The organism is Picosynechococcus sp. PCC 7117, from assembly GCF_001693275.1.
In the GTDB taxonomy this organism is placed as follows: Bacteria; Cyanobacteriota; Cyanobacteriia; order Cyanobacteriales; family MRBY01; genus MRBY01.
On sequence record NZ_CP016477.1, the window covers coordinates 2,225,315 to 2,238,019 of the forward strand.

The window sequence follows — 12,705 nt, forward strand, 5'->3', positions numbered from 1 at the left end:
AGATAACAAAGATAGCTAAAACCCATGGCTAATTTGTTGAAACCTTCAAATAGGAAAAAAACATGTCTAATAAAAAAGAAAGTTGGGTTAAAGATGACGGACGAGTCGTTGGAAAAGATACTACGCGCTACTTCAGCGACGGTTCTTCGAAGACGACTCACCAAAAAGCCTTCAATCATCTTGGCTTTAATCATGCCACAGAGATTACAGGCGAAACACATAATCATGCTGATGGTACCAGTACCCACCGAAGCCGTTAGATGATTTTGCTGGGGTGGTAGACTCTTCTGCCACCCCTTTTTTCCTTATTCAATTTTTCATCATGAAAAAATTATTTATGTTGTCATTAGCCTTACTAGAATTACTTGTGGCGAGCACTGCTGAAGCTGTCCCTCTTACTTCGGGACAAGTACCGAATGTCGTTCCACGCCACGCTTCTTCGCCTGTGCACTATAATCGCATCCAGCCACGAGGCTGGACGAGCCTAAGTCACTGGGGAGAGGCGATCGCAATCGGCACTGATGGATTCATTGAGATGAAAGACCTCAAGATGACTTGTGAAGTGGATGGTCAACGCCAAACTATTGTTAGTGGCCTGAGCAATGTTGGTGCTGGCCGCTACCTCATCGACCCTTGGTATGGAGGTGATAATCAAGGAGCGATTACGATTACTAAGACTCCGGAAGGTTATCTGAAAATCCCGGTCAAACAGGGACACATTTCTCACTGGTGGAGTAGCAAACGGCCCAGAATTATCAATGGCCGCAATTGCCGCGTCGAATCCACCATCAAAGCAAGCCCAGGGGTCTATTTTTCAATTGGGGGCGATTGGTGGATCGATCAAAGTAGCGGTTGGGCCGGAGATATGGTTAATAATGTCTATATGGGAAGATCTTCCTGGTTCGACTACAATGGAGGTTGGCAGGAAGTAGTGTTTCAATAAGAAATAAAACTCTGTTCTCAGGAATGATTTAATTTGATTAAATCATTCCATTGTCAAAAACAAAAACAATCTTAATTTTCACAAGCGTAAGAAAAAATATAAAACCCCATGAATTTTGTTCTATAGACTGAGTTTCGTCGACAAAAAAATATTTAAAAAACACAAACATCAAAGCCGTCTCCAGCACAAAAAACAATGTTCTATTTAACCAAATTAGGTTGTCAAGAGTTTGAAAAAATAATCAATCAAACCATAAGCAAAAATCCAGAAGATATCAATAACAGAGAAGGTTTTTGTAATGATTTAGAAGAAAAGTTAAGAGAAGAGTTTGATATCAAAAAAGGAGCCAGCTCTTTTACCCTCAACAAATTTCTCTTCAATGGTGGTTACGTAAATGAGTATGTTGCAAAAGCGCTAGCTAAAAAATACAGTTTAGAGCTCAAGCAGCATTTCTTCCACAAACAAGACAGCTTAGATCTAAAGAATAATCCATTCGTCTTAAAGGTAGAAGAAGAAATCTATGATAATAATCCTTCAGAAGAAGATGTCAGAACAAAAGGGGAAATAAGAATCCTTTACGATGAAACAAAAGAAAGCAAAGAGGAGAAAATTTTTGCTGAAGATAGAATAGAGCTAATCAATAAATATGTTTGCATCAAACGGGATAATGTTTTAAGGAAGATGGAGAATGGCGAGATTCAAGAATTGTCATATGTCTCTATTATTTATCCTGGTAGCTACTATGTCGAAAAAGCATGTAGTAAAGATGGTGCTGTCACTCTCCCCATCGACTTTGAAGCAGGAAAAGTTTTATTGGTGTCCGAATATCGTCATGTTCAACGTCATCGTCTAGAAAGAGTGACCATGACCGAAGTACCGAGAGGATTTCGAGAACCTCAGGATAAAAATTCTCGGAATACGTCAACAAGAGAAATGAGAGAAGAAACACCTACAAAGTCAGAAACAATTAAAGAAGAAGACCTAATTTTTTTAAAAAAAGTTGTTCCAGATAGTGGAAAATTATGTGACACAGTCGATCTTTATTTGCTTGAAACCAGCCAAGAAAATATTGATAATAATCAAACAATTTTGCGGGTTAGTATTCTGGATTGTTTTTGGGTAGATATTGAAAAATTTTATGCATCCATTGTAAATAAAAAACCGATTAAAATAGACAGTTACTTTGCAGAACAAAAACAGGAAATTGATTTATATATAGAATGCTCTTTTACGATTCAAGTTGCTTTCTTGGCATTGCCAGAAATTTTCAAAAAGCTCTATGACTTAAATAAACGTGATTTAATAACGGGACTTCGTTTGGTCTTGGGATTAAGGTAAACTCTGTTATGTTTACAAGTTCAGATTTCTGGAAGCTATGATCCAATGGCGATCGCCTAATTATTCACTATTCTCCGCCGCTAGAATTACATCAGCATAAATATCCGCCACTGCCCACTCAAATTCAATACTGGGAATCACCAGCGTATCGTCAACACCAAAATCTCGATACCCCCACATTTCTCCCGTTTGCCGTTGATAAAGTTCTACATAAATATGCTCAGAATCAAGCAAAATATATTCCTCTAGGCTGGGAATTTGTCGATAATATTTCAACTTTTCTTTGCTGTCATAACTTGAAGTGCTGGGCGATAAAACTTCAACAATTACTTTCGGATACTGAATCCATTTACGGGCTTTGAGATCTTCCGGATGACAACTGACCACCAGATCCGGATAAAAATAACGCCGATTCGCTTTGCCTTGCACTTTCACATCAGATACATTTACTCGGCAACCTCGCTTTTTCAAATGAGGCCGTAAGAGGCTATAAAAATTGAGTGCAATATCATTATGGGGTAAAGTACCTCCGGTCATTGCAATAACTTCACCATCAATATATTCATAGCGAAGTTCCTGCCGTTCTTCCCACTGGAGATATGCCGCAGCAGTCATTTTTTCTGGAAACTTAGGTGTTGCAATCATCGTTATTTTCCTCATTCTAAGCTGAGTCACTTAGTGAAAAACTAGCGGCCCATTTTTTGCTTCATTTGCCGAATTTGTTCGTCCATTTCCCACTTTTGGAACTGGGCTTCGAGGGGATCGGTGGCACTGTTGTAGGTTTGGCGATCGCCACTGGTACCACTAAAACTCTCCCAACTGCTGGTGTAGGCATCCTCCACCTTTTGAGACGCTTGCAGTTCATCCATTTTTTGCTTCACTTCCTGGCGTTTCTGCTGGAGCTGCACCAAAAGAGACTGGGCCTGTTCAATGCGTTTTTTGGTGCCTTGCATTTTGCCCCAGAGTTGATTCCCCTGGCGGAGGAGGGCCGCTTCCCTGGCCTTGGCGGCGCTGGCGAGATCCGGTCTCCGACCCGCTTCGGCCTGTTGTACCCGCTGGTGCCAATGTTGGATATCCTGGGCCACCTGGGCGATCTGTTGCTCCACCTGGGTCAGTTGCCGTTGTAGATCCTGGGTGAGGCGGTTGGCTTCTCGTTCTTGTTCTTGGAGTTGCTCGGCGATCGCCTGGAGTTCTAACTGGGGATGTGCCTTGAGAAATTCCTCTAATCGCGTCTCAAAAAACTGCCCAACTTCGCTAAAAAGACCCATAATTCCGCCGTTTTCACAATTGCTGACTTTAGGTTAGCTTTTTTTAGGGAGGTCTGCTACAATCATTTATCGTCACGCCAGGAGAGATGGCTGAGTGGTCGAAAGCAGCACATTGCTAATGTGCCGAGTCGTGTACGCGGCTCCGAGGGTTCGAATCCCTCTCTCTCCGTACCAAAATCAACTAGATATATTCCCCTGTATTTCCCGCAACTCCCTACGATTGACGGGATTTTTTAGTATTTACCCGGTGCCTTGGGCTTTCAGAAGAAATGTGTGGAGTTCTATCGATTTATAAATTCCCCAGGGGCGATCGCCAGAAAATCAAAGGGAATTCGCTATTTATTAAAGACAGATCATCCCGTTGTCCGTTGAAGGATTTTTCCCATGAAACCGACCCACAAGTTTCAGGTCAAAGCCGTTTTACCCCCTGTCCTGGAACCCCTACGCCGCCTCGCCCATAACATCCACTGGGATTGGAATGTCGCCGCAAAAAGTCTCTTTGTTCGCCTCGATCCAGACCTATGGCAGCAGACGAGCCACAATCCGGTGGCGATGTTGGGTCGCGTTGACCAAGCCCGCCTCGATGAACTAGCCAAGGATGATGGTTTTATCGCCCACATGGAACGGGCCATTGAACAGCTCGATGACTACCTCCAACAACACACTTGGTACCACAAAGCACGGGGCGAAACCAAAGGCAAAGAATGCTATGCCTATTTCTGTGCGGAGTATGGCCTCAGCTACTGCCTGCCGATCTATTCCGGGGGGTTGGGGATTCTTGCGGGGGATCACCTCAAATCCGCCAGTGATCTCGGTTTACCCCTAGTGGCCGTTGGTTTACTGTACCAGGAGGGGTATTTCGCCCAGTATCTCAACCATGACGGCTGGCAACAGGAAGAATATCCGATCAATGATTTCTACAATATGCCCCTCCATTTAGAAAAAGATGACCAGGGAAATGAACTGATCATTGAGGTGGAATTTCCGGGGCGGATGATCTACGCACGGGTTTGGCGCATCGATGTGGGGACGGTGCCCCTCTATATGTTAGATACCAACATTGAGCAGAATACCAACCCCTATGACCATGACATTACCGATGAACTGTATGGAGGCGATCGCGATCTCCGGCTCCACCAAGAGATCCTCCTGGGTATCGGCGGCGTGCGCATGCTCGAAAAACTAGGCTACAAACCGACGGTCTATCACATGAACGAAGGCCACAGCGCCTTTTTGATCCTGGAGCGTATCCGCAAACTCATGCAAGAGCAGGGCTTAACCTTCCGCCATGCCCAACAGTTTGCCCTCTCGACCCAAATGTTTACGACCCATACCCCGGTTTCTGCTGGGTTTGATCTCTTTTCCCCGGAGCAAACCCTGCATTATGTGGGTCACTATGCCGAAAAATTTGGCCTCTCCCCAGACCGCTTCCTGGGCCTGGGTCGGGAAAATACTGGGGATCTAGAAGCGCCCTTTAATATGGCGATCTTTGCCCTCAAACACAGTGCTTTTATCAATGGTGTGAGTCAACTCCATGGCCAAGTTTCCCGGGAAATGTTCCATAGCTTGTGGCCTGATTTTCCCCGCGACGAAGTGGGGATTACCTCGATCACGAATGGTGTCCATGCCCGCAGCGTCACCGCCCCCGCCACCCAAGATCTCTACGACCGCTACCTTGCCCCCACCTGGGATGAAGCCCCCGCCGAAAGCCATATCTGGGAAAAAGTGAGCACCATTCCCAACGAAGAACTGTGGCGTAACCACGAGCGTCAACGCTCCGATTTGGTTGTCTATATTCGACAGCACCTCGCCAAGCAACTGCAAAAACAAGGGGCCACTGAAGCGGCGATCGCCAAAGCCCGCCAGGTACTCAAGCCCAACCTCCTGACCATTGGCTTTGCCCGTCGCTTTGCCACCTACAAACGGGCTAACCTCTTTTTGTATGACATTGAACGCATTAAAAAAATTATCCTCGGCAATCCAGAGCGTCAAGTGCAATTTGTCATTGCCGGGAAAGCCCACCCAAAAGATATTCCGGGGAAAGAACTAATCCGCAACATCATCCATACCGTCCAGGAAGAAGGCCTCGAAGATTACGTCGTCTTTTTACCCAATTACAATATTCACATTGCCCGCAAAATGGTGTCTGGGTGCGATGTGTGGCTTAATACCCCCCGACGACCCCGGGAAGCGTCTGGTACTTCCGGGATGAAAGCGGCGATGAATGGCTTGCCGAATTTAAGCGTCCTTGATGGTTGGTGGGATGAGGCCGACTACACTCGCACCGGTTGGGCGATCGGCCACGGGGAAATTTACGATGATCAAGATTACCAAGACCGGGTAGAAGCCAGTGCCCTATATGAACTGCTAGAAAAAGAAATTGTGCCCTTATTCTATACGCGCAACAGTTTCGATGTCCCCGAAGGTTGGGTCAATAAAATGAAGGAGGCCATTCGCCTCAATTGCCCCATGTTTAATACATCGCGGATGCTCCGGGACTATGCCCAGAAGGCTTATTTTAAATTGAGCGATCGCCATTTTGAACTCAGCGACAATCACTACCAAGCCGTCCAAGAACTCGCCGATTGGAAATCCCAACTCTTTAAAGCCTGGTACAATATCCGCGTCGAAGCCTTTGATGTCGGGGAGTCCGCCGAAATCGACATTCAACAGCCCGTTCATGTTAAAGCAATCCTCGATCTCGCGGCCCTGACCCCAGACGATCTGGCTGTGCAAATTTACCTCGGCACTATCAATGACCAGGACGAACTCATTAACGGCGAAAGTTACGCTATGACCTTCCAGGGCCTGACCACCGATCAAAAAGCAATCTACCAAGGCGTCGTGCAATACAAAAAAAGTGGCTACCAAGGCATGGCCCTACGCATCCTCCCCCACCACCCTCACCTAGATGATGCCACCGAACCCCGGCTCATCCGTTGGGCCTAGGACAAACCGTCCAAGAGACGATGCCAATGGCAATTTACCCCTATACTGGGGAAGAACTTTCCCTGAGAGAGTTTACGTTTCTTAAAATTATCGGGCAATCATTAAAGCCCGAATGCCTTGTGAGACAATAGTCTAAGCTATTAAACTAAGCAAGAATCCATTTATTAAAACAGCAATAATATGAGCGTCGTTAGTCAAGTTATCCTGAGAGCCGATGACGAACTCCGCTATCCCAGCAGCGGTGAACTCTCGGGGATTAAAAACTTTTTAGCCACTGGGGCGGTACGGATCCGCATTGCGGAGGCCCTTGCCGACAACGAAAAGAAAATCGTTGACCAAGCCCAAAAGCAACTGTTTAGCATCCACCCAGAATATCGAACCTCGGGCGGGAATGCAGCCACCACGAAGCAATATAACCAATGTCTGCGGGACTACGGTTGGTACCTACGTCTGGTCACCTACGGTATCCTCGCTGGCGACAAAGATCCCATTGAAAGGATTGGTTTAATCGGGGTGAAGGAAATGTACAACGCCCTCGGTGTACCGGTGCCTGGGATGGTTGATGCGATTCGCTGCCTCAAGGATGCCGCCCTTGGTGTGCTTGATTCAGAGGAAGCAAGAATTGCTGCTCCTTATTTTGACTTCATTACCCAAGCAATGTCCTAGGGTTGAGTTCTGGGATTGCGGTCTAATTCAATTCAATTATTCCGTCAGGGATCAGGGTTGTTTGCGCACCCTGATTTTTTATTGCTTTCGAGCCACCCCTCTGCTCCCTTCAAGGGGAGAATGGCATCCTCCGGCCTGACGGCCACCTCCCTCAAGGGAGAATTCCTTCCGGCTTTCGGGCAGTTTCCCCAGGGAATTACCCCTTCCGGCTTTCAGCCACCTTCCCCAGGGAAGGATGGTTGTTGGGTATCCTAGCAATTGACAGATTTGTCCGTGGGTAAAGAATAGAGATGACAGCATCACGAACCCAAGATTATGGTTTTCCTTGGATTTCCTTGGGACTTTTTTGTTTGGCCTATGGGGTGTTTGGTTGGCTGGTGGGGGAAATGATTCCCGCGTGGCAGGCATGGCTCTTAGGGCATCAGACATGGTTTTTCTGGCCTATTGATCAGGCGATCGCCTTGAAGATGGCCTGGGGATTTGGCGGGGGACTCGTGCTGCTTTTGATGGTGGTCTTAGTGGCTCCCCTACGAATCATGCAATTGTTATTTGGGACTTGGTTGCGCTCCGATGCCAAGGCCTTTACGTCGGTCTTAGCCTGGGCCTTTGCGGCGGTCTTGATTATTTGTTGGCTAGAGCAATTTGTCCGCTTTTTTGTGTTGCTTTCAGCGGGGATTTTGTGTCACTTAGATTTACAGATTCGCGGTTATCGGGTGTGGCAGGTGTTCCTCATTCTCAGTGGGATGGGCCTGGGGAGTTTTGCCTTGGGGGGATATTTATTTTCTCAGTTTCAAATTGAGATCGCCCAATTCTGGTCTATTTTCCAAGCCGCTTAGATATTTTCCCTGGGAAGTCAATTTTTTATTTGCGACCTTTCTCCAGGGAAGAGATCTCTCTATCCTATGGCATCTCCCCAAGGGGAAATTGGTTTAGGCTTGGGCAAGAATCGGCGGAATGCAGGGTTTGCCGCTGGGGGTGGCGAGGCTGGGGCTTGAGGTTTCGGTGCGACAGTGAATTTCGGCAGCGAGAATTGGGGGTTCAAAGGAGGCGATCGCCGCTTCAACGGTTTGGAAAGTCACCCCTTGGGCGAGAATTGGCGGAATGCAGGGTTTGCCACTGGGGCTACTCACCAAGACGGGGGTCGAGTCCGTGCGGGGTTGGATGGTGGCGGCCAGGATCGGCGGTTCTAGGGTATCCGGGACGGTGTGATCCTTCAGGCTTGCTGTTTCTGCTGGGGCCGGATTTTTTGCCGCTGCAAGTTGCGTTTCCAGGGTGGCAATTTTGCCTTGATACTCTTGCTGTAAGGTGGCGATCGCCTCCCGCAACCGTTGCTCATGGTTGGTTTCGCTGGTTTGTAGATCCCGTCGCAGTTGACTCAGTTCTGTTTCTAAAGTGCCCAGCCGATTCAGGTCATCTTTTTTGACGAGGTAAAACGCCCCCGCACCAACACCACAACCAATCACAAAGGGAATAATCCACATAATTTCAATACACTCCAGGCAAAACCACTAAAAAAACAGATCGATTGTGACCTTTTTGCTGTATTTCAAGGCAATCGGCTTTTGATTTTAGCGAATTTTTCTGGATTTAGGCTGATTCGCTCGCATTCAACCCCTGTAAAGCTTGCATTAACCCCTTTTGACTGGCCATGCCATAGACATAATTGAGGTAACTTTGGAAAGCTTGGGCATCCTCCGGATTAAGGGCGATCGCCCCCAAAAGATCAAGGCTCGTGGTGCCATCGGTGGGCGGCGTAATCACAACCAAATCTGGATCGAGGGGATGATCATATTGCCAGAACTGTTTAATATCAATGGTTTCCGGGTTCTGTTGCGGTTGGACTGTCTCAAGTTCAGCCTGGTCATGGCTGGGTAAATTGGTCGCAGTTGCCGTGGCGAAATGTTGCCGTCGGTAGTCCCGGAGTGCATCGAGGATTTGTTGTTTGGTGCGGCCCCGCAGTTGAAAAATCACAAAGGGATCTTCGTTAAAGCGATCGCCGAGTTGATAATAAACCGCGCCAATGTGCTTACAGGGGTTGGCTTTATCGGGGCAAGTACAGCGGGAGTGGATATCTGCCAGGGTAAAGGGAAACAAATTCAAACCATTTGCCGTGAAGACCTGCTCAATGGCCACCGGCATTTCCCCGGCTAGCAGTTGGGCCGAAAAGAGTGCCTTTTGGGCTAAACTTTCCACCACATAGCCCCAAGCTTCGTCACTAAAGGGGTCTAGTTTTAAAGAAACGCGGTAGGGTTCTGGTTCGCTCCCTTGCACGAGGGCGATCGCCTGGGCTTCGACGAAATCAATTTGCAGCACATTACCCGCTTTGGCATAGATGCGCGCCCGTTCGAGGCGTTTTTTAAAGCGGTAAGAATCCAGTAATTCTAGCCACCGTTGTACCCACCAACGCTGTTGATCGAGGGTTTCTACCATGATCTAATGTTCCTCTGAGAATATGCGCACATCACCTTTTTCTCTCCCAATCGTTTCCCAAGAAAAGGGCTACGGATTCAAATTGCGGGATTTGTAAAACGTTTCCAGACTATCTTGATCCCCCACAAAGCGCCAATGCCAAGGCTCGTAGGCGATGCCCTGGGGATTATCTCGCGGGAAAGACAACTCAAAACTATAACGGGCGGCATTATTTTGGAGCCACTGAAACGCCGCTGTATTTTCAAAATTTTCCTGGAGGTGGGTCGCTGGCAAATTTCCATCCCCCAGATCAATGGCATAGCCCGTATGGTGTTCACTGTAGCGGGGGGGCGCACTCACCTCGGCCCGTTTGGTAGTGTCCTGGGCGCGCTGTTCTTTAATGTCAAAAAATAAATATTGTTGCTCTTCGATGGTGCGAAAGGCTGAGAGTAACGCTAAGTTGATCCCGGCTTGTCTCGCATCAGCCTGCATTTGAAGAAACTTTTCGGCGGCGGCGGGGCGTAATTTCAAGCGACCATCGGCACTCACGGCGACCAGTTCACTGACCTCGGCTTCGGGGTAGGGAAAATGACCGAGAATTTGTTCGCTGGTTTCGGTATCATTGCTGCCTGATTCGGACGGAGAAACATCGCTGGCAAGATCCTCTGGGGCAGCGGGATCTGGGGTGGCCTGGAAAAACTGGCGCGAGGCGATCGCCCCAAACCCGACAATGAGGATTCCCCCCAACCCCAACAAGAGGCGTTGCTTGGGGCTAGATCCTGTGGTTTTTTCGCTTTGTTCTGGATCTTCATCCCGCACGACCTCAGGAATATCAATGTCATCCAGGACAGAGAGGTCATCAAATTCTTCGGACACGCTCAATTCCTACCGCTGCACTCCCTAAATATTTTGTGGTTCTATCTTATGTTGCTTTTTGAAGAATAGGAAAGTTCTCCGGCACAATCATCATCTGGTGTTAGGCTCAAACAAGGATCAAAGGTTAGGGACTCTATGGCAGAATTGCTGCTGCAATTGGCGCTCATCTACGGCAAGTTGGGGCTAGGCATTGGGGGCGGTTGGCTCCTGGGGAAATATCTCCCTGCATCCCTGGGGCACAATCTGGGCAAAGGTCTGTTTTGGTTTGGCATTCCCTTGAGTGTGTTTGGCTTTGTGCGCCAGGTGGATTTGACAGGCACTCTCTGGTTTGCGCCGGTCGTTGCTTGGTTGGCAATGGGACTCTGTTTTGGGGTGGCTTGGCTCTGGTTGCGTTACCGTACCCCCGATTTATCGCTCCCCTCCCAGGGCAGTTTCCTGTTGGTTTCGAGCATTGGCAATACGGGCTATCTGGGCTATCCGATCAGTTTGGCGATCGCCGGGCCAGAAACCTTTGCCTGGGCTTTGTTCTACGACTTACTGGGCAGTCTGTTGTGGGGCTATGGGGTCGGGGTGATGGTGGCCACCTACTACGGCCAGGGGGAAAATCAAACTTGGGGGACGCGCCTGAAAAATATGGGTACCCAGGTAGGCATCAACCCTTCCCTCTGGAGTTTGGTGTTGGGTTTGGCCTGTAAGCCGCTCGTTTTTCCGGAACCTTTGGAATGGAGTTTAGAAATCGCTTCCTGGGTAGTCATTGGTTTGGCGATCATCTTGATCGGGATGCGCCTAGGGGAATTGGAACCGGGGCAAGAAATACCGCCAGTGCGCAGTAGTCTTTTGATCAAAATGGCGATCGCCCCGTTCCTGTTCGGCTTGATCTTGCCCTTTTTTAATCTGCCTAACGTCATTTGCCTGGTGTTGGTGTTGCAGATCGCGATGCCGCCCGCCTTTGCCACCCTGATCGTCAGCGAAACCTATGCCCTTGATCGCCAGTTAGCTGTTAGTTCCCTGGCCACTGGCACCCTACTTTTGTTGGGAACACTGCCCATTTGGCTCTTGTGGTTTCGTTAGCTGAGTGTGCGACATTGCCCTTGGTGCCGCAAGAGATGATCACACAGCACGAGGGCGACCATCGCTTCCACCATCGGTACGGCACGGGGTAACACGCAGGGATCATGGCGGCCTTTCGCGGCGAGGGTTGCTTCTTCACCGGCTCGTGTGGCTGTCTGTTGTTCTTTCCCAATGGTTGCGGTGGGTTTAAAGGCGACCCGCAGGACAATGTTTTCGCCGTTGGAAATGCCCCCTTGGATACCGCCAGAACGGTTGGTTTTAGTGCGAATCTGGCCCTGGTCATCCACGGTAAATTCATCGTTGTGTTCTTGGCCCGTGAGCAAAGTTCCCGCAAAGCCAGAACCAATTTCAAAACCTTTGCTGGCCGGGAGCGACATGGCTCCCTTCGCCAAATCTGCCTCGAGCTTATCAAATACAGGCATCCCCAAACCGACGGGCACCTTGCGAGCCACACATTCAACCACCCCCCCGATGGAATCCTTTTGCTTGCGAATCTCATCGATCAGGGCAATCATTTTTTCCGCCGCCGCCGCATCGGGACAACGAACAATATTGCTTTCTACTTGCGCAAGGGTGACTTGATTCGGGTCAATATCAACGGCTTCACAGTCTTTGATCCGCTTGACATAGCCGATAATTTCTACCCCGGCTACCTGCTGGAGGATTTTTTTGGCGATCGCCCCCGCTGCCACCCGACCGATAGTTTCCCTCGCCGAAGAGCGACCACCCCCTTCATAGTTGCGAATGCCATACTTCGCATCGTAGGTAAAATCCGCGTGGGAAGGACGATATTTTTCCTTCATCTCCGAATAATCCTTGGAACGTTGATCTTTATTGCGCACCAAAATTGAAATGGGCGTTCCCGTTGTTTTTCCCTCAAAGACCCCAGACATAATCTCACAGCGGTCGGCTTCGTTCCGGGGGGTTGTAATGCGACTTTGGCCCGGACGACGGCGGTCTAATTCCGCCTGGATTTCCGCTTCAGAAATTTCCACGAGGGGCGGACAACCATCAATCACGACGCCAACGCCACCCCCATGGGATTCACCGTAGGTTGTAATCCGAAATAAATGTCCGAAGCTGTTGCCCATAGGTCTGATCGCAATGATGAAAGAGAAAGATTTGTGCCGAAATTTCAGAAAATTTCGAGACTGTATTGTAACCCAGTTCCCCAACCCTACCGCC

14 protein-coding genes and 1 tRNA gene are annotated in these 12,705 nt (G+C 48.6%); 9 read left to right on the forward strand and 6 right to left on the reverse strand.

What is annotated here, in order from left to right; genetic code table 11:
* The first annotated feature begins 62 nt into the window (after positions 1-62).
* The 3 genes from AWQ22_RS16745 (at position 63) to AWQ22_RS10775 (ending at position 2,281) form a co-directional block, all read left to right on the forward strand.
* The gene (locus AWQ22_RS16745) at positions 63-260 is read left to right on the forward strand and encodes a hypothetical protein (protein ID WP_157094615.1); all 198 of its coding nucleotides are present in this window, start codon (positions 63-65) and stop codon (positions 258-260) included.
* 185 nt (positions 261-445) lie between these two features.
* Entirely contained in the window at positions 446-943 is a 498-nt protein-coding gene (locus AWQ22_RS10770) for a hypothetical protein (protein ID WP_157094616.1), read from the forward strand.
* Between the two features lie 195 nt (positions 944-1,138).
* Positions 1,139-2,281: an NUDIX domain-containing protein gene (locus tag AWQ22_RS10775; protein ID WP_065711075.1), complete on the forward strand. Its 1,143-nt coding sequence runs from the start codon at positions 1,139-1,141 to the stop codon at positions 2,279-2,281.
* A gap of 60 nt (positions 2,282-2,341) precedes the next feature.
* Here AWQ22_RS10775 and AWQ22_RS10780 read toward each other — a convergent pair whose 3' ends face one another.
* Both AWQ22_RS10780 and AWQ22_RS10785 read right to left on the reverse strand, forming a co-directional pair.
* The gene (locus AWQ22_RS10780; protein ID WP_065711076.1) at positions 2,342-2,926 is read right to left on the reverse strand and encodes a Uma2 family endonuclease; all 585 of its coding nucleotides are present in this window, start codon (positions 2,924-2,926) and stop codon (positions 2,342-2,344) included.
* Between the two features lie 41 nt (positions 2,927-2,967).
* Complete coding sequence (locus AWQ22_RS10785; RefSeq protein WP_065711077.1) at positions 2,968-3,549, reverse strand: TIGR04376 family protein; 582 nt, start codon at positions 3,547-3,549, stop codon at positions 2,968-2,970.
* 80 nt (positions 3,550-3,629) lie between these two features.
* Here AWQ22_RS10785 and AWQ22_RS10790 point away from each other — a divergent pair.
* From AWQ22_RS10790 to AWQ22_RS10805, 5 genes are all read left to right on the forward strand, one after another.
* Positions 3,630-3,718 (forward strand) — tRNA-Ser (locus AWQ22_RS10790).
* Between the two features lie 215 nt (positions 3,719-3,933).
* Positions 3,934-6,498, forward strand: coding sequence for an alpha-glucan family phosphorylase (gene glgP / locus AWQ22_RS10795; RefSeq protein WP_065711078.1), 2,565 nt, complete (start codon positions 3,934-3,936; stop codon positions 6,496-6,498).
* A 180-nt stretch (positions 6,499-6,678) separates the two neighbouring features.
* Positions 6,679-7,164, forward strand: a complete 486-nt coding sequence (apcD, locus tag AWQ22_RS10800; protein WP_012307741.1) for an allophycocyanin subunit alpha-B — start codon at positions 6,679-6,681, stop codon at positions 7,162-7,164.
* 120 nt (positions 7,165-7,284) lie between these two features.
* Positions 7,285-7,419, forward strand: coding sequence for a hypothetical protein (locus tag AWQ22_RS17295; RefSeq protein ID WP_257784298.1), 135 nt, complete (start codon positions 7,285-7,287; stop codon positions 7,417-7,419).
* A gap of 35 nt (positions 7,420-7,454) precedes the next feature.
* Positions 7,455-8,000, forward strand: coding sequence for a hypothetical protein (locus AWQ22_RS10805; RefSeq protein WP_065711079.1), 546 nt, complete (start codon positions 7,455-7,457; stop codon positions 7,998-8,000).
* Positions 8,001-8,093: 93 nt separating this feature from the next.
* Here the strand turns inward: AWQ22_RS10805 and AWQ22_RS10810 are convergent, their stop codons facing one another.
* The 3 genes from AWQ22_RS10810 to AWQ22_RS10820 form a co-directional block, all read right to left on the reverse strand.
* Complete coding sequence (locus AWQ22_RS10810) at positions 8,094-8,645, reverse strand: hypothetical protein (protein ID WP_065711080.1); 552 nt, start codon at positions 8,643-8,645, stop codon at positions 8,094-8,096.
* A gap of 106 nt (positions 8,646-8,751) precedes the next feature.
* A complete protein-coding gene (locus AWQ22_RS10815; protein ID WP_065711081.1) occupies positions 8,752-9,594 on the reverse strand; it encodes an SWIM zinc finger family protein in 843 nt (280 codons plus the stop codon).
* A gap of 69 nt (positions 9,595-9,663) precedes the next feature.
* On the reverse strand, positions 9,664-10,449 hold the full coding sequence (locus AWQ22_RS10820; RefSeq protein ID WP_198166486.1) for a D-alanyl-D-alanine carboxypeptidase family protein: 786 nt from the start codon (positions 10,447-10,449) through the stop codon (positions 9,664-9,666).
* A 135-nt stretch (positions 10,450-10,584) separates the two neighbouring features.
* On the opposite strand from AWQ22_RS10820, the gene AWQ22_RS10825 reads away from it, so the two are divergent.
* Positions 10,585-11,520 (forward strand): AEC family transporter, encoded by a 936-nt coding sequence (locus AWQ22_RS10825; RefSeq protein ID WP_065711082.1) that lies wholly within the window; start codon positions 10,585-10,587, stop codon positions 11,518-11,520.
* On the opposite strand, the gene aroC is transcribed toward AWQ22_RS10825, so the two are convergent.
* The gene (gene aroC / locus AWQ22_RS10830) at positions 11,517-12,611 is read right to left on the reverse strand and encodes a chorismate synthase (RefSeq protein WP_065711083.1); all 1,095 of its coding nucleotides are present in this window, start codon (positions 12,609-12,611) and stop codon (positions 11,517-11,519) included. The genes AWQ22_RS10825 and aroC overlap by 4 nt on opposite strands.
* Positions 12,612-12,705: the final 94 nt, after the last annotated feature.

Coding starts and splice junctions, on each gene's coding strand:
- AWQ22_RS10785 (WP_065711077.1), bottom strand. CDS start 3,549: ATGGGTCTTTTTAGCGAAGTTGGGCAGTTTTTTGAGACGCGATTAGAG.
- aroC (WP_065711083.1), bottom strand. CDS start 12,611: ATGGGCAACAGCTTCGGACATTTATTTCGGATTACAACCTACGGTGAA.
- AWQ22_RS10810 (WP_065711080.1), bottom strand. CDS start 8,645: ATGTGGATTATTCCCTTTGTGATTGGTTGTGGTGTTGGTGCGGGGGCG.
- AWQ22_RS10825 (WP_065711082.1), top strand. CDS start 10,585: ATGGCAGAATTGCTGCTGCAATTGGCGCTCATCTACGGCAAGTTGGGG.
- AWQ22_RS16745 (WP_157094615.1), top strand. CDS start 63: ATGTCTAATAAAAAAGAAAGTTGGGTTAAAGATGACGGACGAGTCGTT.
- AWQ22_RS10775 (WP_065711075.1), top strand. CDS start 1,139: ATGTTCTATTTAACCAAATTAGGTTGTCAAGAGTTTGAAAAAATAATC.
- AWQ22_RS10805 (WP_065711079.1), top strand. CDS start 7,455: ATGACAGCATCACGAACCCAAGATTATGGTTTTCCTTGGATTTCCTTG.
- glgP (WP_065711078.1), top strand. CDS start 3,934: ATGAAACCGACCCACAAGTTTCAGGTCAAAGCCGTTTTACCCCCTGTC.
- apcD (WP_012307741.1), top strand. CDS start 6,679: ATGAGCGTCGTTAGTCAAGTTATCCTGAGAGCCGATGACGAACTCCGC.
- AWQ22_RS10780 (WP_065711076.1), bottom strand. CDS start 2,926: ATGATTGCAACACCTAAGTTTCCAGAAAAAATGACTGCTGCGGCATAT.
- AWQ22_RS10815 (WP_065711081.1), bottom strand. CDS start 9,594: ATGGTAGAAACCCTCGATCAACAGCGTTGGTGGGTACAACGGTGGCTA.
- AWQ22_RS17295 (WP_257784298.1), top strand. CDS start 7,285: ATGGCATCCTCCGGCCTGACGGCCACCTCCCTCAAGGGAGAATTCCTT.